Source organism: Methylorubrum aminovorans, assembly GCF_022179725.1.
Taxonomy (GTDB): Bacteria; Pseudomonadota; Alphaproteobacteria; order Rhizobiales; family Beijerinckiaceae; genus Methylobacterium; species Methylobacterium aminovorans.
Window position 1 is genome coordinate 540,651 of record NZ_BPRC01000001.1, and the last position, 20,579, is coordinate 561,229.

Here is a 20,579-nt window from a genome sequence, read left to right on the forward strand (position 1 = left end):
CGGTCTTCCTTGTTGATGCCTCGGCGTTCTTGGGTGCCGGGCTTCGTTTTGACCGGCGGAGGTTTCGCCGCCGGGTGTGACCACAATGGGACCACCGCGTGATCCAAACGTGATCCCGTTAATGCTGCGTTAAGCCATTGTGTTTACGATATTTTAACCAATCGATGCAGGTCGGCCGAATGCTGGCCTGCGGCAAAGATGGCAGTGTTGGTGCTGGAACGCTCTAGGTCGGTCACAGTTGTCATGGGCCGCGCGGCGACCAGTTAGGGCACAACCTAAGGCGTCAGCGCCACAGAGCAGAAAGATCGAGTTCCCATGGGCATTCAGACCGGTCGACGCGTCGGAGTGGCGTTCGTTGGCATGGGCGGTGCAGTCGCAACGACAGCTATCGCCGGCATCGAAACCATCAAATCGGGTTCGAACCGTCTGGATGGACTGCCGCTCGCGGGCGTGCCTGTCGCCGGCATGGCCGACTACAAGGATCTCGTCTTCGGCGGCTGGGACCTGAACGGCGACGACCTTGCCTCCGCCGCCACTGGTCACGGCGTGCTGACCCGCGAGGACATCGAGAACGGCGCCCAGGCCCTCAAGGGCATCACCCCCTGGCCGGCGGTCGGCTCGGCCAAGTTCTGTAAGAACATCGACGGCGGCAACCGCATCGTCGCCAAGGACCATCGCGAGACCGTCTCCGTCATCGCCAACGACCTCAACCGCTTCCGCAAGGAAAGTAACCTCGACGACGTCGTGGTGATTAACCTCGCCTCGACGGAGCGCTGGCCCGACCTCGCCGACCCGGTTCTCAACTCGGCCGAGGCTTTCGAGAAGGGGCTGGATTCGAGCGATGAGTCGATCTCGCCCGCGATGCTCTACGCCTACGCCGCCATCAAGAGCGGCGTGCCCTACGCGAACTTCACGCCTTCCGTCGCCGCCGACGTGCCGGCGCTGATGGAGCTTGCCCGCGAACTCAACGTCCCGGTGGCCGGCAAGGACGGCAAGACCGGCCAGACCATGATGAAGACGGTTCTGGCGCCCGCCCTGAAGGCCCGCCAGCTTCACGTCGACGGCTGGTTCTCGACCAACATCCTCGGCAACCGCGACGGTCTCGCGCTGAACGACCCGAACTCGCTGCAGTCGAAGCTCAACACCAAGGGCACGGTGCTCGATTCGATCCTCGGCTATCCCGTCGAGGACCACCTGGTTCACATCCACTATTACCGCCCGCGCGGCGACGACAAGGAAGCCTGGGACAACATCGACGTCACCGGCTTCATGGGTCAGCGCATGCAGATCAAGGTGAACTTCCTCTGCAAGGACTCGATCCTGGCCGCACCGCTCGTCATCGAGATCGCCAGGGTCCTCGACCTCGCCAAGAGCCGCGGCGATGGTGGCGTACAGGAGCAGCTCTCGACCTTCTTCAAAGCGCCCATGGTGAAGAACGGCCACGGCCCGGAGCACGATTTCGGCAAACAGCAGCGCATGCTGTTCGATTGGCTCGGCGTGCAGCAGTAACGGCTCGCGCCCGTGACGGGTTTCTCTGACGCCGGACCGGCAGCGCCCGTCGCCATGCGGGAATTGCTGGTCGAACTCGGCGATCTCAAGCGCGTCCGCTCGGCGGGGCGCGCGGGCTCGATCGCCGAACGCCTGTTCGCACAGGGCTGGTCGGCGCTCACCGGCGGCGCCGCGCCGGAGACGGTGGCTCTCGACATCACCGCTAAGGCGCTCGCCGCCTCACGGCTCTGCGATCTCGATGCCGCCTTCCTCGCGGCGGCGGGTCTCGACGAGTCGCAGGCCTCCGGGGTGCTGGTCGCAGGGCTCGATGCTGTCTCAGGCCCGGTCGATGCCGACCTGCGCGAGCGGCTGGCGGCGTGCCTGCGAAACCCTGCCGCGCTGCCGGCGGGGCCGGTGCCCGGCTTCGTCTCGGCCCTGGCGCAGCAGCCGCGGGCCGGCGTGACCTGTCCCGGCAAACCGCGGATCCTGCTGGAGCCGCCGGAGAATCACGCCGAGCACTGCCTCGTCGTTGCGGTCTACGGCGTGCTGCTCAGCCCGTTCTACCGGGCCGATGCGACAACCGTCTTCCTCGCGAGCATGGCGCACCACTTCCACAACGCGGCGATGCCGGATGCCGGCTTCACCGGTGAGATGCTGCTCGGCGACCACCTCTGGCCGATCGTCGGGCGCTGCTCGGAATGGGCGTTGGACGAACTGGCGCCGCCGCTACGCGAAACCGTCCGTGCCGCCCGCCTCGTCCTGCCGGACGATGCGACGGCGGAGGGCCGCGCCTTCCATGCCGCCGATTCCATCGACCGCGTCCTGCAGATCGCCCAGCATCTGCGGGCGGCCTCGCTGACCATGGACACGGTGCTCGGCGAGATGGAACTGGTCCATGCCGGGCCGGTCAAGGCTTTCCAGGATCGCGTTCTGACCGATATGCGCATCCCGTGACGTTTCGCGCTGTCCGGCAGTTCTCATGATCCCCTTCGATCTCCTCTCGCCGGAGACCGGCCACCGGCTCAAGGCCGACGGCGCGCACGCCCTGCGCGACGTCGAGACCGGGGCGCGCTGGCCGGTCATCGACGGCATTCCCTATCTTCGCACCGGCCGCGACAGCCTCGTCGCGGCCGCACTCGACCATCTCGATCATGATCGGGCGGAGGATGCCCTCGTCCTCCTGCTCGCCGATCAGGACGATTGGTGGACCGGCCCGCCGGCCGATCCCGACGCCCTGCGTCGGCTGGTGCGCGAACGCGAGAGTGCTTCGCTGCGCCAAGCCGTGGAGTGGCTCGGTTGGGGCCGCGTCGGCGATTACTTCGTCAACCGCTGGACCGACCCGACCTTCCTGGCGGGCCTGAGCCTGCTCGAGGCGCACTGGAACAATCCGGTTTGCGCGTTCGAGCTTGCCTGCGGCATCGGCCATTACCTTCGTGAGCTGAAGCGCCGCGGCGTCAAGGTCGCGGGCGCCGACGTGGTCTTCGCCAAGCTGTGGGTCGCCCGCCACTGGGTGGTGGGCGAGAAGGCGCAGCTCTTCTGCTTCGACGCCACGTCGCCGAACTGGCCGATCCCCGAGGCGCCCGTCGATCTCGTGATCTGCAACGACGCCTTCTACTTCCTCGACGACAAGCCCGGCATCCTCGCCTGCCTGCGCCAGACGGCCGGGGAGGAGGGCTGGCTCGCCCTCAGCCACATCCATAACAGCGGCCAGCCCGGCTTCTCAGCCGGCAAGGCGATCTCCTCGGCCGAGATCGAGGAACTGTTTCCCGACGGGCTCGTCTACGACGATGCCGAGCTGACCCGCGCCCTGGTCGAGGCCCGTACGCCACAGCCGCGCGAACCGCGCCATCTGCAGGCCTGCGAGGCCTTCTCCGTCGTGGCCGGCCCCGGCATGCGCCCGGCGCCCCGCGCGCTCGTCGACGGCATCACCCTGCCGCCGCCCGACGCTGCCCTGCATCTCAACCCGCTCTACGTGCCCGATGAGGGGGGGTTTGCGATACGCTGGCCGTCGGAGCGCTACGAGGCGGAATACGCGTCGCTGGCGACCTACCCCCTGCACTCGGACGGCCCGGAGGCCATCGACTGGGCTGGCAAGCCGGATGCGCCCGAGACGGACCGGGTGCGCCGCCGCGAATATGTCGACCTGCCGGAGCGCTGGTGATGGTGGAGAGCATCGGCTGGGGCATCGTCGGCTACGGATGGGTCGCCCGCGACTACATGGCGCCCGGCATTCGTGCCGCCGGGCACCGCCTCATCGCCGTGGCTGATCCGGGGGCGGATTCGCGCGCGGCGGCGGAGGCCGAGGGCGCGCGGGCTCATGCCGATCTCGCCGGCCTCATCGCCGAGCCTGAGGTCGACGCCGTCTACGTCGCGACCCCGAACCACCTGCATCGCGGCGCCGTGGAGGCGCTTTGCGCCGCTGGCAAGGCGGTGCTGTGCGAGAAGCCGATGGCGGCCTCGCTCGTCGATGCGGAGGCGATGGCAGCGGCGGTGCGCAGGTCGGGTGCCTTCTACGGCACCGCCTTCGACCAGCGCCACCATCCCGGCCACCGCGCCATGCGCGAGCTGATCTGCGAGGGCCGGCTCGGCACGGTGACGGCGGTGCGCATCGTCTATGCCTGCTGGCTCGACCGCGCCTGGACCTCGTTTCGGGGCCAGGACAACTGGCGCATTGACCCCGCCCAGGCGGGCGGCGGCGCGCTGATGGATCTGGCGCCCCACGGAATCGATCTCGTCGATTTCCTGCTCGGCGAGCCGATCGAAGACATTGCCGCCATGACCCAGGCCCGCGCCCAGGATTACGCCGTCGACGACGGTGCCCTGCTGATCGGCCGCACCGGATCGGGCGCCCTCGCCCAGCTCAACGTGGCCTATAACTGCCCCGACGCGCTGCCCCGGCGCCGCCTCGAAGTGGTCGGTACGCGGGGCCTGCTGACGGCCATCGACACGATGGGACAGACGGCGGGCGGCACCGTCACCCTCACCGACGGCGCCGACGGCCGGGCCGAGAACATCACCTTCGACGAGACCGCCTCGCCTTTCCTCGAACAGGTGCGCGCCTTCGGCCGTGCCCTGCGCGACCCCGAGGCCCGAAGGGCCTGGGACGCGGAGCGCGACCTCCACACCATGCGCCTGATCGCCCGCGCCTACGCGGCGGCGGGCACACCGGCCGGCCGCGACGCGGCCTGACATTTGGAAGGAGACCGGCGCATCCAACCAAAGCTCTCATCCTGAGCTGCCGCGTGAGCGGCCTCGATGGATCCTCCAGCCGCCGTGCGGGAATGAGAGGATCTTCGAGGCTTCGCTCCGCTTCGCACCTCAGGATGAGAGCTTTGGTTGGACGACGTCCGGTGAGCCGCGAGCAGGAAGACGATGACAGCGACCGACGCCCTCGACCGGGACGACCGCGCCCACCACCCGAGCCTCGCGGCGCCGCGCCCTTATCGCCGCGGTGCGCCGCGCCGGATCGAGGGGCTGCCGGAGCGGCTGCCGGAGGCGGTGCGGGCCTATCTCGACGTGCTGCCGGAGGGCCGAGTCGTCGGCTTCAACCTCGCCGGGCTCGACCGCACCGGCATTCCGGTCTGGTTCGTGGCGCTCTTCCTCGACGACCCGTTTTATGTCGGCGCCATGCCCTCGGGGATCGGCTACGGCGCCACCGACGACGAGGCGCTGATCGGCGCGGTGGCCGAGATCGCCGAGAATCTGATGCCCTCGGTCGCGCTGCTGCCGCGAAAGGGCGACAATCAGGCCGCCCTCTCCTATGCCGACCTCGTGCGGGTCTACGGCGCCTCCGCCGTCGCCGACCCGCTGACGCTGTGCCTGCCGGCCGGCTCCTCCGTCGGACGCGACACCCCGCTCGACTGGACCAAGGCGATCCGCGCTCGGACCGGCGAATCCGTCTGGATGCCGCTCGACATCGCCGCGACCGACTATTTCGAGCTGCGCCAGGGCTATCAGCCTTTCACCAACCTCATCACCAACGGCCTCGGCGCCGGTCCCGACGTGGATTTCGCCCTCGGCCACGGCCTGCTCGAACTGCTGCAGCGCGACGGCAACGGGTTGCTGTTCCGCGCCCTCGATCAGGGCGTGATGCTCGACCTCGACGGCATCGGCCCGGAGACGCGCGGCATGCTCGACCGGCTGGAGAGCCTCGGCATCCGGGCGCTACCGAAATTCGCCACCGACCAGTTCGGCCTCACGAATCTCTACGTCGTCGGCTACGACGTCGATCCGGCCCGCACGCCGGCACCGATCGCGCTCTCGGCCTGCGGCGAGGCCTGTGACCCGGATCGCGAGAGGGCCCTGCGCAAGGCGCTTCTTGAATTTCAGGCGGCGCGGGTTCGAAAGACCTTCGGACACGGCCCTCTGGCCCTCGCCGACACGGTGGCGCCGGAGGGCTACGTCGAGTCCTTCATCCAGAAGGCGCTGCCGAGCCTCGACCTCGAGGAGAGTCGCGCGCTCCAAGCCATGCTCGCCTGGATCGACCTGCCGGCGGCCGAGCTGCGCGAGGTTCTGAGTAACACGGTCTATTCCGAGAAGAGCACCAAGGCCTTTTCGGAGTTGCCGACGACAACGGCGCCGGACGGCCACGCCCGCGGGAGAATCGCCCGCGAGCGGCTCGAGGAGGCGGGTTTCGACGTGCTCTACGTCGATTGCTCACCGCCCGGCGGCGGGATCGGCGTGGTGAAGGCGATCGTCCCGGGGCTCGAAGTCGAGACCATGAGCTATTACCGCATCGGCGAGCGCAACACGCGCAAGCTCATCGAGCGCGAGCATCCGCTGATCCGCTTCGGCACGCCGAGCGACACGCTGCTGCCCGTGCGCCTGACGCCCGAGGCGGTCGAGCGGTTCGGCGGCCAGCCGCTCTTCGACGTGGCCTTGGCGGAGAAGATCGTCGGCTCGCATTACCCGCTCTACCGCGAGCCGGAATCGCACCACGCACCGTTCCGCTACGAGCGCCAGGGCCGCCGTGCCGAGCGGAGGCCGGCATGACCCTGCGCTTCGCCTACAACACCAATGGCACGGCCAATCACCGCATCGAGGACGCGATCCGCCTCATCAAGGATGCGGGCTACGACGGCGTCGCGCTGACCCTCGACATCCACCATCTCGATCCGTTCGCCGAGAACTGGGTGGTCGAGGCCGACCGCATCGCCAGCCTCCTGAACCGGCTCGGACTCGGCTCGGTGATCGAGACCGGCGCGCGCTTCCTCCTCGACCCGACCGCCAAACACGAGCCGACGCTGGTGACCGCCGATGCGGCGGGCCGCGCCCGGCGCGTCGGCTTCCTCAAGCGCGCCATCGAGATCGGCCGGATCCTGAACTCTGAAGCCGTCTCGTTCTGGGCCGGCGTGCCGAAGCCGGGCGTCGATCACCAAGACGCACGCGGCTGGCTCGTCGAGGGCTTGCGCGAGGTGGCCGACTTCGCCGCCGAGAAGGGCGTCGTCGCCGCGCTCGAACCCGAACCGGATATGCTGATCGAGACCCTCGACGACTTCGCCGGCCTCGACGTGCCGGGCTTGTCGCTGGCCCTCGATACCGGCCACTGCCTGGTGACGCAGGAGCGTGACCCGGCCGCGGCCGTGCACGAATTCGCTTCCCGCCTCGGCACGGTGGCGATCGAGGACATGAAGCTGGGCGAGCACATCCACCTACCGTTCGGCGAAGGCGACATGGATGTGCCGGCCGTGCTGGATGCCCTCGACGCGGTCGCCTTTTCAAAACTCGTCTGCGTGGAGCTCTCGCGCGATTCACACCGAGCCGACGTGATGGTGGGCCAAGCGCTCGAATTCCTGCACACCTGCCGCCGTCCGGGCCCCGGCCTGCCGACACCCGATACCGCGCCGCGCGAAACCGCGATCCCGGGACTGTCCCATTCATGAGAATCTGCTTCGTCAGCCGCCGCTACTTCCCGGCGATCTCCGGCATGAGCGTCTATGCCCAGAATCTCCTGCGCGAGGTGGCAGGGGCCGGCCACGACGTAACGATGATCTCGCAATATCGCGGCGATGAGTTCGGCACGCGAGTCTATGGCGGGGGCCCGCCGCCCCCGGTGCCGGGCGTTCATGTCATCGGCCTGGAGCAGAGGGGCGAGCAGGAGAGCGGCGACTTCGAGCGCGACATCGACGAGATCGTCGAGACGATTTGCGCCGAGCACGCGAAGAAGCCCTTCGACGTACTGCACGCCCAGTACGGCTACCCGACCGGTTGGGCGGTGCTTCTTGCGGGCAAGCGCCTCGGCGTGCCCACCATGGTCTCGATCCAGGGCGGCGACGGCCACTGGGTCGGCTCCTGCTGCGAGACTCATCGCCGGGCCATGGTCGAGGTGCTGGCCCATGCCAATGCCCTGCTGATCGGCGGGCCATCCTTCGTGAAGGAGGTCTGCGACCGGCTCGGCTCCGATCCGGCCCGCTTCACCATCGTCCCCGGCGCCGTCGATACGGCGCGCTTCACCCCCGGCGAGCGCTTCGGGGCCGAGCTTGAGGACGAGGAGCCGGTGCGGCTGCTCTACCATGGCCGTGTCGACCGCCGGAAAGGCGTGCTCGATTTCCTCGATGCCCTGGAGCGGCTGTGGGAGGCCGGCGTGCCGTTCGATGCGGCGATTTCCGGCATCGGACCGGATGTCGAGGCTGCCCGCGAGAAGGCCGACGCCATCGGTTTCACCTCGGCCCAGGTCCGCTTCACCGGCTACGCCGATTACGACACGGTGCCCGCCCTCTACCGCGAGGCGGACGTGTTCGTCTCGCCGACCTATGCGGAGGGATTCTCCAACACGATTCTGGAGGCGATGGCTGCCGGGCACGCGGTAGTCTCGACCCACTCGGTCGGCGTCTCGGACTGCCTTCGCGACGGCGAGAACGGCCTCTTGGTCGAACCCGGCGACGTCCGCGGCCTGACTCAGGCTCTGCGACGGGTGATCGAGGACGCGGAACTGCGTCAGCGCCTCGCCGAGAGCGGGCTCGAAGAGTGCCGCCGGGTCTATTCGTGGACGGCGGTCGGCCGGCAGATCATGGAGGTCTATGAGCGGGTCGCCCGCGAATCGCCGCACACCGACGTTCCCGACACGTTGCCCATCGATCCCGATTGCCGCTTCCGCAAGGAGCCGCACCTGCTGTGACGCGGACCGCACTCGCCATCTCGCCGCATCTCGACGACGCGGTTTTCTCAGCCGGCGGCACGCTGGCCCGGCTTGCTGCGCAAGGGTGGCAGGTCGTGATGGCGACGGTCTTCACCGCCTCGGTGGCGAATCCGCGCGGCTTCGCGCTCGCCTGCCAGCTCGACAAGGGGCTCGCGCCGGAGGTCGATTACATGGCCCTGCGCCGCGGCGAGGATCGCGACGCGGCCCGTGCGCTCGGCATCGAGCCGATCCACCTGCCGTTCCGCGAGGCGCCGCATCGCGGCTACGGCTCGGCGCCCGAACTCTTCGCCGAGCTTCGCTCCGACGACCGGATTGGAGCCAATCTCGCAGATGCTTTCGAGCGTCTCGTGGCCGATACGCGGCCCGACCTGATCCTGGCGCCGCAGGCGGTCGGCGGCCATGTCGATCATGTGCAGGTGGTGCGCGCCTTTCGCGGCGCGCAGCCGCCGCTGCCGGTGCTGTGGTGGCGTGACTTCCCCTACACCGTCCGCAGCACCGAGCCGAAGGAGCCGCTACGGGCGATCTTCGCGTCGTTCCCCGAGCAGGTGGTGCGGCTCGATGCGGAAGCCGAGCGGCGCAAGGCGGAGGGCTGCGCGGCCTACACGTCGCAGATCGGCTTCCAGTTCGGCGGGCCTGAGGGGCTGAAGGAGCGTTTGGCGGCGGAGGACGGTGTCGAGCGCTTCCGCCTCCAGGGACGGCTCTCGCCCGATCTGCGCGATGCCGGATTCGCCTGACGCACCCAAGAGCCTGCGCGATCCCGCCGTCCTCGACGCGCGCCGGGCGATGGCGGATGCTCCGCATGTGCGGCCGCTGCGCGCTTTCGCCCGGACGATTGCCGCCGAGCGCGGTGCCGAGGTGCCCGATCCCGATCCCCTCGATGGCGGGGTAGAGGCGCGCCTGCTGCTTCTGCTGGAGACGCCCGGTCCCTCGATCGGGCGCACTGGTTTCGTCTCCCGCGACAACGCCACCGGTACCGCCGCCAACCTGTTCCGCTTCCTCGCCGAGGCCGGCATTGCGCGGCGGGACACGCTGATCTGGAATGCCGTGCCGTGGGTAATCCACGCGCCGGGCGCCCTCAATCGAGCCCCGCGCCGCTCGGAGGCCACCGCCGCCGCGCCCTACTTTGCGCCGCTGCTCGCGCTTCTGCCGCGGCTCGCTGTGGTCGTTCCGGCCGGGCGCTTCGCGCACGAGGCGGCGGCCCCGCTTGCCGCCTTGCGACCCGACCTGCCGGTGGTACCGATCCCGCATCCGAGCCCGACCTATGTCTGTACCTCGCCGTCGGTCCGCGAACGCATCCTTGCAGGTCTGACGCAGGCGGCGAGCCATCTCGCCGGTCCGCCCTAACGGCCAAGATCGCGTGATTTCAGCCGCATTCCCGGTGCAGGGCAGTCCTGTGGCGACTGTCCTTCGCTGGCCTTTGGCGATCGAAGCACCTAAATGCGCGGGGGCGGTTCGGGACCGATGCCGCCCGGGACGACCCGCGCCCCATGCATCCTGCGGTCGACCAGCGGAGGCGGACGCCGTTCTCACATGAAAGCTGCCGGGAAGCACAGGACGGTCGTGGAGGCCGAGCCGGCCGATGCGGGCCGCGAGGCTGACGCCGGGTCGAAGCCGGCATCGCGGCGCGGGCGCTTTGCCTGGATCGGGACGGCCGCGAGCCTTGTTCTCATCCTCGTCTCACTCGGCGTCCTGTGGAAGCTCTCGGGCGAGATCAGTTGGGCCGAGCTGCAAACGGCTTTCACCGCCGTCGCAGCCGGCCGTCTCGGCGAGGCCTTCTTTTTCGTAGCGGTCAGCTACCTGTTCCTGACTTGTTACGACGCGCTCGCCCTGCGCCAGCTCCGGCTCAAGATGCCCTACCGCATCACGGCGCTCGCCTCCTTCACGAGCTACGCCGTGAGCTTCACCCTCGGCTTCCCGCTCATCACCGCGGCGACGATCCGCTACTGGATCTACTCGAAGCGCGGCCTGTCCGCGGCCAAGATCGCCGCTCTGACGGTGATCGCCGGCTTCACCTTCTGGCTCGGGATGGGGGTGGTGCTGGGCTTCAGCCTCATTATCGAGGCGGGCCAGCTCGCGAGCCTCACCTTCCAGAGTATCGGCGTCAACACCACCGCGCGCCTCAACCAGATCCTCGGCTTTGGCACGCTCGGCCTCGTGCTTGGCTATCTCGCCTGGGTCTCGGTGAAGCGGCGCTACATCAAGGTGCGCCACTGGCAGCTCGAACTGCCCGGCGCCACCGTCTCGTTCAGCCAGATGGTGGTCGGCATCGGCGACGTCTGCGCCGCGGCGGCGGTGCTCTACATGCTGATGCCCGAGGGCATGAATCTCGCCTTCACCACCTTCCTGGCGATCTACGTGCTCGCCGCCATGCTCGGCATCGCCTCGAATGCGCCGGGCGGCATCGGTGTGTTCGAGGCCACCATTCTGCTCGCCCTGTCCTACCTGCCGCGCGAGTCCGTCCTGGGATCGCTGCTGCTGTTCCGGGTCTGCTACTACGTCGTCCCCTTCGTCCTGGCCCTCGTAATGCTCGGCGTCTACGAGGGCTTTCAGCGGCTGCGGCGGCATCAGGCGGCGAACGATCCTTGACCCGCCAGACGGCCTGAGGCGCCATGCCCGCGAACTCGGCCCGCCCGATGTGGCTCGGCGTGACGATCGCCGTGGCGGTCATCGTCGTCGCGGAGGCGGTCGGCGGCACCGTCGATGTCGCCCTGATGATCTCGGCGAGCCTGGCGCTTCTCATCGGTGCGTTGCTCGGGCGCGGGGGGCAGGTCGCGCTCTTGCCCCCGGCCGAGTCCACGTCCCCGCAGCGCCACGCCATCGCCGAGGCCCTACTCGCCAACATCCCCGATCCCGTCATCCTCGTCGATCGCCGCGTGGTGGTGATCGAGGCCAACCCCGCAGCGCGTCGGCTCCTGCCGGGGCTGAAACTGCGCCACCCGCTCTCCTTCTCCCTGCGGGCACCCGACGTGCTCGACGGCATCGAGGAGGTTCTGCGCACCGGCACACCGGTGAGGACCGAGTACGCCACGCGCGTACCGACCGAGCGTGCCTTCGAGGTGCAGATCGGCGCCCTGCCGCTACCCGACATGCCGGGCGGCGGCGAGCCCAACATCGTGCTGTTCCTGCGCGACCTCACCGAGGCGCGCCGCCTGGAGGCGATGCGGGTCGATTTCGTCGCCAATGCCAGCCACGAGCTGCGCACCCCGCTCGCGGCCCTTCTCGGCTTCATCGAAACCCTTCAAGGTCCGGCCAGGGACGATCCCCGCGCCCGCGAGCAATTCCTCGGCATCATGCGCACCCAGGCCCAGCGCATGACCGGCCTCATCGACGACCTGCTCTCGCTCTCCCGCATCGAGTTGCACGAGCACGTCGTGCCGACCCGCATCGTCGATCTCGGCCGCATCGCCCGGCAGATGGTGGATATGCAGGCGCCGCTCGCCGGTGAGCGCGGCGTCGCGCTGAGCGTCGAGCGGCCGGAAGGGCCGCTCCCGGTTCTCGGAGATCGTGACGAGCTGCTGCGCGTCGTGGAGAACCTCGTCGAGAACGCGGTGAAGTATGGCGGCAGCGGCGGCGTGGTCGTTGTCTCTCTTCATCGTGTCGAGGATCCGAACGGACGCGGAGCGCGGATCGAGTTGCGGGTGCGCGATGAGGGGCCGGGCATCCCGGCCGAGCACATCCCGCGGCTCACCGAGCGCTTCTACCGGGTCGATACGGCGTCGAGCCGCCAGCAGGGTGGCACCGGCCTCGGGCTCGCCATCGTCAAGCACACGCTCAACCGCCATCGCGGCAAGCTCGTCATCGAGAGCGAGCCGGGCCAGGGCACCACGGTGCGCGTGAGCCTGCCGGAGCATCGGCCGGACGCAGAAGAAGCGGCGCTGCCGGAGCCTCCGGCGGGGCGATGACGCCGCCTTCCCCAGGTGGATGTGGGAACGGTGTTCTCCCGGCTGAGTTGCAAGATGAGATCTCACCCGAACGGCCCGTCGTTCAAGATGCGGCGCTGCATCGTATCATGCGACGCCATGACGAGACCGAGGTCTTGACCTTCCCATGATGGGAAGTGCCATCTGAGGCGGCATGGAATCTCATCTCGCCCCCCCTGCCATGCCGCCTGCGCCAGCGGGCGCCGACGCCCCAATCCGCATCACCCTGCCCGTGGAGGGCATGAGTTGCGCCTCCTGCGTCGGCCGTGTCGAACGGGCTCTCGCTGCCCTTCCCGGTGCGGCGGACGTTGCCGTCAACCTCGCCACTGGCCGCGCCAGCCTCGTACTGCCGGAGGGCACGTCGCCTTTCCGTGTCGTCGAGGCGATCCGTGAGGCCGGCTACGATGTGCCCGAGACGGTCACGGCCGTCACCGTCGAGGGGATGAGCTGCGCCTCCTGCATCGGGCGTGTCGAGCGCGCGCTTCTGGCGCTGCCCGGCGCGACCTCGGCGAGCGTCAATCTCGCTACCGGCCGGGCCGAGCTGCGCCATGTCACCGGTGCGGTCACGGTCGATGATATCGAAGCGGCCGTGCGGCTGGCCGGCTACGAGGCGCGCCGGCTTGATGCGCCGCAAGCGGCCTCTCCCGGGGAGAGGCAGGAGCGGGAGGCGGCCGCGCTCCGCCGCGACCTGATCCTCGCAGCGGTGCTGTCTGGTCCCATTGTCGTCCTCGACATGGGCGGCCACGTCCTGCCGGGCTTCCACCATGCGGCGACAAGCATGCTCGGTGCCGGTTACGCCTGGCTGCAGGCTGTGCTCGCGACCCTGGTGCTGGCCGGGCCCGGCCGCCGCTTTTTCCGGATCGGCGTGCCGAACCTGCTGCGCGGCCATCCCGACATGAACGCGCTCGTCGCCCTGGGGTCCGGGGCGGCCTATCTCTTCTCGCTGGTCTCGACCGTGGCCCCGTCCTGGCTGCCGGAAGGGTCTGCGCATCTCTACTTCGAGGCGAGCGTCCTCATCGTCACGCTGATCCTGCTCGGGCGCACTCTCGAGGCCCGCGCCAAGGGCCGTGCCGGAGCGGCGATCGCTCGGCTGATCGACCTCTCGCCCAAGACCGCGCGGCGGGTGGAGGGCGCGAGCGAGCACGAGGTGTCGGCCTTCGACCTCAGGATCGGCGACCGGGTGCGGGTGCGCCCCGGCGAGCGCGTGCCGGCCGACGGCACCGTGACGTCCGGTGCCTCCTTCGTCGACGAGAGCATGATCACTGGTGAACCGGTGCCCGTGAAGAAGGACAAGGGTGGCCGCGTCGTCGGCGGCACGCTCAACACCACCGGCAGCTTCGACCTCACCGTGGACCGCATCGGCGCAGACACCGCGCTGGCGCGGATCGTGCGGATGGTCGAGGAGGCGCAAGGCGGCAAGCTGCCGATCCAGGCGCTGGTGGACCGGGTGACCCTGTGGTTCGTGCCCGCCGTCATCGCCATCGCCGTGCTGACCTTCCTCGCCTGGCTCGCCTTCGGACCCGCGCCGGCGTTCGGCCATGCCCTCGTTGCGGCGATCTCCGTGCTCATCATCGCCTGCCCCTGCGCCATGGGGCTGGCGACGCCGGTCTCGATCATGGTCGGCACCGGCCGGGCGGCGGAGCGCGGCGTGCTGTTCCGCCAGGGTGCCGCGCTCCAGGCCCTGCGGAACGCCCGCGTCATCGCCCTCGACAAGACCGGCACCCTCACCGAGGGCCGTCCCCGCCTGACCGATCTCGTCACCGCGCCCGGCTTCACCCGCGAAGGCGTGCTCGCCCTGGCAGGCGCTGTCGAGGCGCGCTCGGAGCATCCGGTCGCCCGCGCGATCGCCGATGCGGCCCGGGAAGCCGGGGTTCTGCCCGAGGCCGAAGCCTTCGAGGCAGTGCCGGGTCACGGTGTCTCGGCCCGAGTCGAGGCGCGGAGCGTCGCCCTCGGCAACCGCCGCTACATGGAGCGGCTCCGCATCGCGACCGACGGGCTCGAAGGCGAGGCCGCCCGGCTCGCGGATGAGGGCAAGAGCGCCATGTTCGTCGCGATCGACGGCCGGCTCGCGGCTCTCGTCGCCGTGGCCGATCCGATCAAGCCGGAGGCGCGAAAGGTCATAGAGGCCCTGCGGACCCGCGGCCTCACGGTGGCGATGCTGACGGGTGATGCCCGCGCCACGGCCGTGGCCGTCGCCCGCTCGCTCGGTATCACCGAAGTCGAAGCCGAGGTGCTGCCCGAAGGCAAGGTGGCGGCCCTGCGCCGGCTGCGCGAGGCCCATGGACCAGTCGCCTTCGTCGGTGACGGCATCAACGACGCTCCTGCCCTGGCCGAGGCCGATATCGGCATCGCCATCGGCACGGGCACCGACATCGCGGTCGAGAGCGCCGATGTGGTGCTGATGTCGGGCGCGCTCGGCGGGTTGGTCGAGGCGGTGGTCCTATCGCGGGCGACGCTGGCCAACATTCGCCAGAACCTGTTCTGGGCGTTCGCCTACAACGCGGCGCTGATCCCGGTCGCTGCCGGACTCCTCGCCGCCTTCGGCGGGCCGCAGCTCTCGCCGGTGTTGGCAGCCGGGGCGATGGCCCTGTCCAGCGTCTTCGTTGTCGGCAACGCGTTGCGCCTGCGCCGGGCAGGAGCCGCTGCATGAGCAACCGATCCGCCACCATCGGTGAGGCCGCCCGCGCCACGGGCGTCTCGGCCAAGATGATCCGCTACTACGAGGAGACGGGTCTGCTCGGCCCAGCAGACCGGACCGCGTCCGGCTACCGCGTCTACGGCGAGAGCGACCTGCACGCCCTCCGCTTCGTGCGGCGTGCCCGCGATCTCGGCTTCTCGATGCGGGAGATCGCCGATCTTCTCGCGCTCTGGCAGGACCGCTCCCGCGCCAGCGCGGCGGTCAAGGCGGTGGCGCTCGACCATGGCGCCGACCTGCGCCGCCGAATCGGCGAATTGGAGGCGATGGCCCGTACCCTCGAACATCTGGCCGAGCGCTGCTGCGGCGACGACCGTCCGGACTGCCCGATCCTCGACGATCTGGCGGGAGGGGAGGTGGCACCCTGAGGCTTGGCCGTTGACCCGCGGTTGGCCTTCTGCTTGCTGGACCCCTCCGGAAAGGTTGGATCCATGCCCGTCATCGACCGCATCGCCGATCTCTCGGAGGAGATCACCGCTTGGCGGCACGATCTCCACGCCCATCCCGAGCTTCAATACGACGTGCATCGTACGGCGGGCTTCGTGGCGGACAAGCTGCGCGCCTTCGGCTGCGACGAGGTTGTCACCGGCATCGGCCGCACCGGGGTCGTCGGGGTGATCCGCGGCCGGGCCCACGGCTCGAACCGGGCGATCGGCCTGCGTGCCGACATGGACGCCCTGCCGATCCAAGAGATCCGCGACCTTCCCTACCGCTCGACCGCGCCCGGCAAGATGCACGCCTGCGGCCATGACGGGCACACTGCCATGCTGCTCGGCGCTGCCAAGTACCTCGCCGAGACGCGCGATTTCGACGGGCGCGCGGTTCTGATCTTCCAACCGGCGGAGGAGGGCGGCGGCGGCGGCGAGGCGATGGTGCAGGACGGGATGATGGAGCGCTTCGGCGTCGAGGCGGTCTACGGCCTGCACAACGTTCCCGGTCAGCCGCTCGGCACCTTCGCCATCCGCCCCGGCCCGATCATGGCCTCGACCGATCGCTTCACGATCCTCATCGAGGGCAGGGGAGGGCACGCGGCCCTGCCGCAGGCCGCCGTCGATACCGTGCTGGTGGCAAGCCATATCGTGGTGGCCCTGCAATCCATTGTCGCCCGCAACATCGATCCGCTCGATTCGGCCGTCGTCTCCGTCTGCGCCGTGGAGGCCGGCGAGGCCTTCAACGTGCTGCCGCAGACGGCGGAACTGCGCGGAACCATGCGGGCGCTGACCCCGGCCGTGCGCGGCCTGATGCGCGAGCGCCTCGCCGCGATCGCGGAGAACGTCGCCGCGGCCTTCGGCGCACAGGCGAGCGTCGATTTCGCCAGCGGCTATCCTGCAACCGAGAACCACCCGGCCGAGACCGACTTCATGGCCGACATCGCCGCGCAGATCGTCGGCGAAGAGCGGGTCGAGCGGGACGTGGCGCCGATGATGGCGGCGGAGGATTTCTCCTACATGCTCGCGCACCGGCCGGGCGCCTACATCTTCATGGGCAACGGCGACTCCGCCGGCCTTCACCATCCGGAATACGACTTCAACGACGCGGCCATCCCCTACGGTACGTCCCTCTGGGCGCGGATCATCGAGACGGGGTTGCCGGCGCGGGAGTGACAGGGTGTCCGTTCACCGGCTTCGGTGCCGTGCGCTTCATGACCCGGCGAGGCCGTGACAATCCAGAGCCCCGTGCTTCCGCCGAGCCGCGCGACGGCGTCAGACAATGCCGAAGCGATCCGCCGGACGGCCGAGTACTGAGCCGATTTGGATTGCCTCCCGACATCTCGCAGGCAGGCGCGGCGCGGAAGACGTGAACGGGTCATGCCGGCGGTCCGGTCTCAGGTCGCATGCACCCGCTCCATGAACGTCCCGATCGCGGCCTGCAGCGCCGCGCTGCCCTCGCCGACACGCTCGGCGCCGGAGCGGACTTCGTCCGAACGGGCCTCATTCGAGGCGGCGGCGGCACGGACGCCCGCGATGCTCTCTGAGACGGTACGGGCATCCGCCGCCGCGCCCGCGATCGCGCGGGCGATCTCCTGGCTGGCCTGACCCTGCTGCTCGGCTGCCGCCGCGACCTCGGCGGCGATGAGGCTGAGCTGCGCGATCGTCTGCCCGATCTCGCCAATGGCGCCGCTGGTGCCGCTCGCGGCCTGCTGAATCGCCGCGACCTGGGCCGAGATACGATCGGTGGCCGCCGCGGTCTGGCCGGCGAGCGCCTTCACCTCGCCCGCCACCACGGCGAAACCGCGCCCGGCCTCCCCTGCGCGGGCGGCCTCGATCGTCGCGTTCAGGGCCAGGAGGTTGGTCTGCTCGGCGACATCGTGGATCAGCGTTACGACGGCGCCGACCTCGTCAGCCGCACGCGCCAGGGCGGTGACGGTCGTCTTGAGACCACTGGCATCGGTCAGTGCGGTCTCGGCGATGCGGCTCGCGTGGCGCACCCGCTCGCCGATGCTTCGGGCCGAGCCGGACAGTTCCTCAGCGGCGCCCGCGATGCTGTCCACCACACCCGCGGACTGTTCGGAAGCGCCGGCCACCTCTCCGGCGCGCAGCGTGGTGTCGCCCGCCGTGTCCCGCAGCCGGTCGGCGGCGGCCCGCATCGCCTGCGCGGAGCCGGTGAGATCGGACACCGCCCTTCGGGTCTCGTCCTCGAAGGCCTGGGTCGCGGCAGCGAGCCGCGTGGCGCGCGCGCCATCCTGCGCCAGCCGCTCGCGTGCAGCCTGGTCGAGATTCCGCTTCTCGATCAGCGCCGCCTGGAACTGCGCGATGGTGGTGGCCATCTCGCCGACCTCGTCACGGCGGCCTGTGAAGGGCACGACCGCGTCGAGCCGGTCGTCGGCGAGCGCCTGCATGGTGTCTTTCAACCGATGCAGCGGGTGCTGGATCTGCGTGCGGATGATCCAGAACGCGGCGACGAGGGCGATGACGAGCGCCGCAGCGGGCGCCGCGATCAGGGTGATGAATCCGGCGCGCTGTGCCTGCGCCGCCGCCTCCCGCTGCCCGTCGAGGCGCGCGAGCACATCGCGGCCGAGCGTCCCGATCTCCGCCACCATGCGCTCGCGATTCTTCACCGTTGCCGGATCGCTTGCCTGAATCAGCGCCGCACGAGGCGACAGCGTGAGGCCAAGGTCGGCGGTTTCGGTCTGGTAGGCGATGAACTCCTTCACCGAGAGGTCGAGCCGACGCCGCTTCTCCGCCGGCAGATGGCCTTCCATGGCGGCGAGAAACGGCCCGCGCGCGGCTTCCACATCGCCGAGTGCGTTCTGAAGTGCCGAAAGACGCTGCTTGGCCTCCTCCGTGTCCGAGGCGGTGTAGACGGCGCTCGCCTTGACGACAGCGTGCTCGATTGCTTGGGCGAGCCCCCGCGCTTGCAATCCGGCATCCCAGAAGGATTCGGTGAGAGTGGCCCGTGCCTGCTCCTGTGCTGCCTGCCGCAGGGAGAAAGCGGAGATGCTGGCCCCGACGAGGCCGAGAAGACCAACGACGGTGGCCAGCTTGAAGCCAAGAGACACACGCATGAAAAAGCCCGCCGATCCGGAGAGTCGGCAGGCTTCTAGGAAGCGATCGATTGACCTCGCGTTAAATAGAGCCGGCTATTCTAGATCTACTACGATGAACACGCCGTGATCATCTTCCTTGTTTGTAGGTTGCTCGATCGATTTCGCCGGCAAAGACTCAGCTTAGTTTCTCTGCGGCGCCGTTCCACCGAGATGGAACACGCGGTGCGGCACCAGTTCGCCGCGCTCGACGTCGCCGACGGCGACGAGAACGCCGCCGCAGGTCGCGTAAGCCTTGCCGCCAACCGGCGCATCGTGACCGCGCAGGATCACCGGCTGGCCGCGCATCAGGCGCAGCCCCATGTCGCGGCTGACCGCCACCGACGGAATCTCCTCCAGAGCCGTTTCGACCGGATGGAGATGCATTTCCGTGCTCTCCTCCAGCGCGGCGACGGTGCAGGCCGTCGCCTCCTCGAAGGGTCCGACGCGGGTGCGCCGTAGCGCCGAAACATGGCCGTAGCAGCCGAGCACGCGGCCGAGGTCGCGAGCCAGGGCGCGAACGTAGGTGCCCTTGCCGCACTCGGCGGCGATGACGGTGCGGTCGCCGTGATGCTCGATGACCGAGAGGTGGTCGATGCGCACCTGCCGGGCGACGAGCTCCACCACCTCGCCGTCACGGGCGAGATCGTAGGCGCGCTCACCCTGGATCTTGATGGCGGAGAAGCGCGGCGGCACCTGCTCGATCTCGCCGACGAAAGCCGGGAGAGCCGCCTCGATCGCTTCGCGGGTCGGCCGGTTCTCGGAAGTCTCGACCGGACGCCCCTCCGCGTCGTCGGTGTCGGTCTCGATGCCCCAGGTCACCTCGAAGCGATAGGCCTTGCGCCCGTCCATCACGAACGGGACCGTCTTCGTCGCCTCGCCGAGCGCGATCGGCAGGATGCCGGAGGCCAGCGGGTCGAGCGTGCCGGCATGGCCCGCCTTCTTGGCATTGAACAGGCGCTTCACCACCGCAACCGCCTGGGTCGAGGTGATGCCGACGCCCTTGTCGAGCACCACCCAGCCGCTCACGTCGTTCTTCTTCGGGCGGTCATGCCGCGGCCGGCCGCGCTGAGGGCGGCGGGCGCCCCGCGGCGGCCCGTCCCGGCCCATGTCGCCGCGCGGACCCTGCGGTGCCTCGCTCGCGCGTTCGGAAGAAATCTCGTCCTGCATCCTGTCCTCGATCGACGGGCTTTATTGAGGGGCTTGTCCCGTCATGGGGCTGTCACAGGGCCGCCACGCGGCCCGCTGGGTGAACGGGCGGCATGGATGGGCCGCCCGGATCAACGTCAATCGCGCGAGGGCGAATCCGGTTCGGCCTCGTCGTCCGCACCGGGGGCGCTTTCCAAATCCCGCTGGACCTTCTCGCTCCGCAGGAGCTGGTCGATGCGGGCCGCCTCGTCGAAGGTCTCGTCGCGACGGAAGCGCAGGTCGGGGGCGTATTTCAGATTCACGCGCCGGGCCACCTCCTGGCGGAGGATCTTCTTGTGCCGCTCCAGCGCGGCGATCACTGGCGCCTCGTCCTGCCCGCCGAGCGGCATCACGTAGGCGGTGGCGAGTTTGAGGTCCGGCGACATCCGCACCTCGGGCACGGTGACGACGTGCGAGCCGAGCACCGGGTCCTGAATGTCGCCGCGCTGGAGCACTTCGGCCAGCGCGTGGCGGATGAGTTCGGCCACGCGCTGCTGGCGCTGCGAGGGACCGGAGGGAGTCTGCTTTTGGGCCATCGGCTGATCGACGTCGCTGAACCGTCAGGCTGGTGCCTGGAAACAAAGGGGGCCGCAGCTTTCGCCGCGGCCCCGCTTGAACAAGAGCGGT

General features: G+C 69.5%; 17 protein-coding genes. 14 read left to right on the forward strand and 3 right to left on the reverse strand.

The window, feature by feature from the left end; all coding sequences use genetic code 11:
• Nucleotides 1-315 precede the first annotated feature (315 nt).
• The 14 genes from MFF24_RS02490 to MFF24_RS02555 all read left to right on the forward strand — a co-directional run bounded on the left by MFF24_RS02490 (nucleotide 316) and on the right by MFF24_RS02555 (nucleotide 16,845).
• The gene (locus MFF24_RS02490) at nucleotides 316-1,509 is read left to right on the forward strand and encodes an inositol-3-phosphate synthase (RefSeq protein ID WP_133088561.1); all 1,194 of its coding nucleotides are present in this window, start codon (nucleotides 316-318) and stop codon (nucleotides 1,507-1,509) included.
• Nucleotides 1,510-1,563: 54 nt separating this feature from the next.
• Complete coding sequence (locus tag MFF24_RS02495) at nucleotides 1,564-2,442, forward strand: HD domain-containing protein (RefSeq protein WP_238222879.1); 879 nt, start codon at nucleotides 1,564-1,566, stop codon at nucleotides 2,440-2,442.
• A 25-nt stretch (nucleotides 2,443-2,467) separates the two neighbouring features.
• Entirely contained in the window at nucleotides 2,468-3,649 is a 1,182-nt protein-coding gene (locus MFF24_RS02500; protein WP_238222147.1) for a class I SAM-dependent methyltransferase, read from the forward strand.
• The gene (locus tag MFF24_RS02505; RefSeq protein ID WP_238222149.1) at nucleotides 3,649-4,677 is read left to right on the forward strand and encodes a Gfo/Idh/MocA family protein; all 1,029 of its coding nucleotides are present in this window, start codon (nucleotides 3,649-3,651) and stop codon (nucleotides 4,675-4,677) included. Before MFF24_RS02500 ends, MFF24_RS02505 begins: the two co-directional genes overlap by 1 nt.
• A 183-nt stretch (nucleotides 4,678-4,860) precedes the next feature.
• Entirely contained in the window at nucleotides 4,861-6,480 is a 1,620-nt protein-coding gene (locus MFF24_RS02510) for a YcaO-like family protein (protein ID WP_238222151.1), read from the forward strand.
• On the forward strand, nucleotides 6,477-7,370 hold the full coding sequence (locus MFF24_RS02515) for a sugar phosphate isomerase/epimerase family protein (protein ID WP_238222153.1): 894 nt from the start codon (nucleotides 6,477-6,479) through the stop codon (nucleotides 7,368-7,370). The genes MFF24_RS02510 and MFF24_RS02515 overlap by 4 nt, the downstream gene beginning before the upstream one ends.
• Entirely contained in the window at nucleotides 7,367-8,605 is a 1,239-nt protein-coding gene (locus MFF24_RS02520; protein WP_238222155.1) for a glycosyltransferase family 4 protein, read from the forward strand. Before MFF24_RS02515 ends, MFF24_RS02520 begins: the two co-directional genes overlap by 4 nt.
• Nucleotides 8,602-9,360 carry a PIG-L deacetylase family protein gene (locus MFF24_RS02525; protein WP_238222156.1) on the forward strand — a complete coding sequence of 253 codons (759 nt, stop codon included), beginning with the start codon at nucleotides 8,602-8,604 and terminating at the stop codon, nucleotides 9,358-9,360. The genes MFF24_RS02520 and MFF24_RS02525 overlap by 4 nt, the downstream gene beginning before the upstream one ends.
• Nucleotides 9,344-9,970, forward strand: a complete 627-nt coding sequence (locus MFF24_RS02530; protein WP_238222157.1) for a uracil-DNA glycosylase — start codon at nucleotides 9,344-9,346, stop codon at nucleotides 9,968-9,970. Before MFF24_RS02525 ends, MFF24_RS02530 begins: the two co-directional genes overlap by 17 nt.
• Before the next feature lie 186 nt (nucleotides 9,971-10,156).
• Nucleotides 10,157-11,212, forward strand: a complete 1,056-nt coding sequence (locus tag MFF24_RS02535) for a lysylphosphatidylglycerol synthase domain-containing protein (RefSeq protein WP_108940586.1) — start codon at nucleotides 10,157-10,159, stop codon at nucleotides 11,210-11,212.
• A gap of 23 nt (nucleotides 11,213-11,235) precedes the next feature.
• Nucleotides 11,236-12,528, forward strand: a complete 1,293-nt coding sequence (locus MFF24_RS02540) for an ATP-binding protein (protein WP_238222159.1) — start codon at nucleotides 11,236-11,238, stop codon at nucleotides 12,526-12,528.
• 172 nt (nucleotides 12,529-12,700) lie between these two features.
• Nucleotides 12,701-15,196 carry a heavy metal translocating P-type ATPase gene (locus MFF24_RS02545; protein WP_238222162.1) on the forward strand — a complete coding sequence of 832 codons (2,496 nt, stop codon included), beginning with the start codon at nucleotides 12,701-12,703 and terminating at the stop codon, nucleotides 15,194-15,196.
• Nucleotides 15,193-15,609, forward strand: a complete 417-nt coding sequence (gene cueR, locus MFF24_RS02550) for a Cu(I)-responsive transcriptional regulator (protein ID WP_238222166.1) — start codon at nucleotides 15,193-15,195, stop codon at nucleotides 15,607-15,609. The genes MFF24_RS02545 and cueR overlap by 4 nt, the downstream gene beginning before the upstream one ends.
• Before the next feature lie 63 nt (nucleotides 15,610-15,672).
• Complete coding sequence (locus MFF24_RS02555) at nucleotides 15,673-16,845, forward strand: M20 aminoacylase family protein (RefSeq protein ID WP_166059601.1); 1,173 nt, start codon at nucleotides 15,673-15,675, stop codon at nucleotides 16,843-16,845.
• Between the two features lie 221 nt (nucleotides 16,846-17,066).
• Here the strand turns inward: MFF24_RS02555 and MFF24_RS02560 are convergent, their stop codons facing one another.
• From MFF24_RS02560 to rbfA, 3 genes are all read right to left on the reverse strand, one after another.
• On the reverse strand, nucleotides 17,067-18,746 hold the full coding sequence (locus tag MFF24_RS02560; RefSeq protein WP_238222167.1) for a methyl-accepting chemotaxis protein: 1,680 nt from the start codon (nucleotides 18,744-18,746) through the stop codon (nucleotides 17,067-17,069).
• 162 nt (nucleotides 18,747-18,908) lie between these two features.
• Nucleotides 18,909-19,934, reverse strand: a complete 1,026-nt coding sequence (gene truB / locus MFF24_RS02565; RefSeq protein ID WP_108940592.1) for a tRNA pseudouridine(55) synthase TruB — start codon at nucleotides 19,932-19,934, stop codon at nucleotides 18,909-18,911.
• A gap of 116 nt (nucleotides 19,935-20,050) precedes the next feature.
• Nucleotides 20,051-20,488 (reverse strand): 30S ribosome-binding factor RbfA, encoded by a 438-nt coding sequence (gene rbfA / locus MFF24_RS02570; protein WP_108940593.1) that lies wholly within the window; start codon nucleotides 20,486-20,488, stop codon nucleotides 20,051-20,053.
• Nucleotides 20,489-20,579: the final 91 nt, after the last annotated feature.

Coding starts and splice junctions, on each gene's coding strand:
- MFF24_RS02540 (WP_238222159.1), top strand. CDS start 11,236: ATGCCCGCGAACTCGGCCCGCCCGATGTGGCTCGGCGTGACGATCGCC.
- MFF24_RS02490 (WP_133088561.1), top strand. CDS start 316: ATGGGCATTCAGACCGGTCGACGCGTCGGAGTGGCGTTCGTTGGCATG.
- rbfA (WP_108940593.1), bottom strand. CDS start 20,488: ATGGCCCAAAAGCAGACTCCCTCCGGTCCCTCGCAGCGCCAGCAGCGC.
- MFF24_RS02515 (WP_238222153.1), top strand. CDS start 6,477: ATGACCCTGCGCTTCGCCTACAACACCAATGGCACGGCCAATCACCGC.
- MFF24_RS02555 (WP_166059601.1), top strand. CDS start 15,673: ATGCCCGTCATCGACCGCATCGCCGATCTCTCGGAGGAGATCACCGCT.
- MFF24_RS02535 (WP_108940586.1), top strand. CDS start 10,157: ATGAAAGCTGCCGGGAAGCACAGGACGGTCGTGGAGGCCGAGCCGGCC.
- MFF24_RS02495 (WP_238222879.1), top strand. CDS start 1,564: ATGCGGGAATTGCTGGTCGAACTCGGCGATCTCAAGCGCGTCCGCTCG.
- MFF24_RS02545 (WP_238222162.1), top strand. CDS start 12,701: ATGGAATCTCATCTCGCCCCCCCTGCCATGCCGCCTGCGCCAGCGGGC.
- MFF24_RS02505 (WP_238222149.1), top strand. CDS start 3,649: ATGGTGGAGAGCATCGGCTGGGGCATCGTCGGCTACGGATGGGTCGCC.
- MFF24_RS02520 (WP_238222155.1), top strand. CDS start 7,367: ATGAGAATCTGCTTCGTCAGCCGCCGCTACTTCCCGGCGATCTCCGGC.
- MFF24_RS02530 (WP_238222157.1), top strand. CDS start 9,344: ATGCCGGATTCGCCTGACGCACCCAAGAGCCTGCGCGATCCCGCCGTC.
- cueR (WP_238222166.1), top strand. CDS start 15,193: ATGAGCAACCGATCCGCCACCATCGGTGAGGCCGCCCGCGCCACGGGC.
- MFF24_RS02560 (WP_238222167.1), bottom strand. CDS start 18,746: ATGCGTGTGTCTCTTGGCTTCAAGCTGGCCACCGTCGTTGGTCTTCTC.
- truB (WP_108940592.1), bottom strand. CDS start 19,934: ATGCAGGACGAGATTTCTTCCGAACGCGCGAGCGAGGCACCGCAGGGT.
- MFF24_RS02500 (WP_238222147.1), top strand. CDS start 2,468: ATGATCCCCTTCGATCTCCTCTCGCCGGAGACCGGCCACCGGCTCAAG.
- MFF24_RS02510 (WP_238222151.1), top strand. CDS start 4,861: ATGACAGCGACCGACGCCCTCGACCGGGACGACCGCGCCCACCACCCG.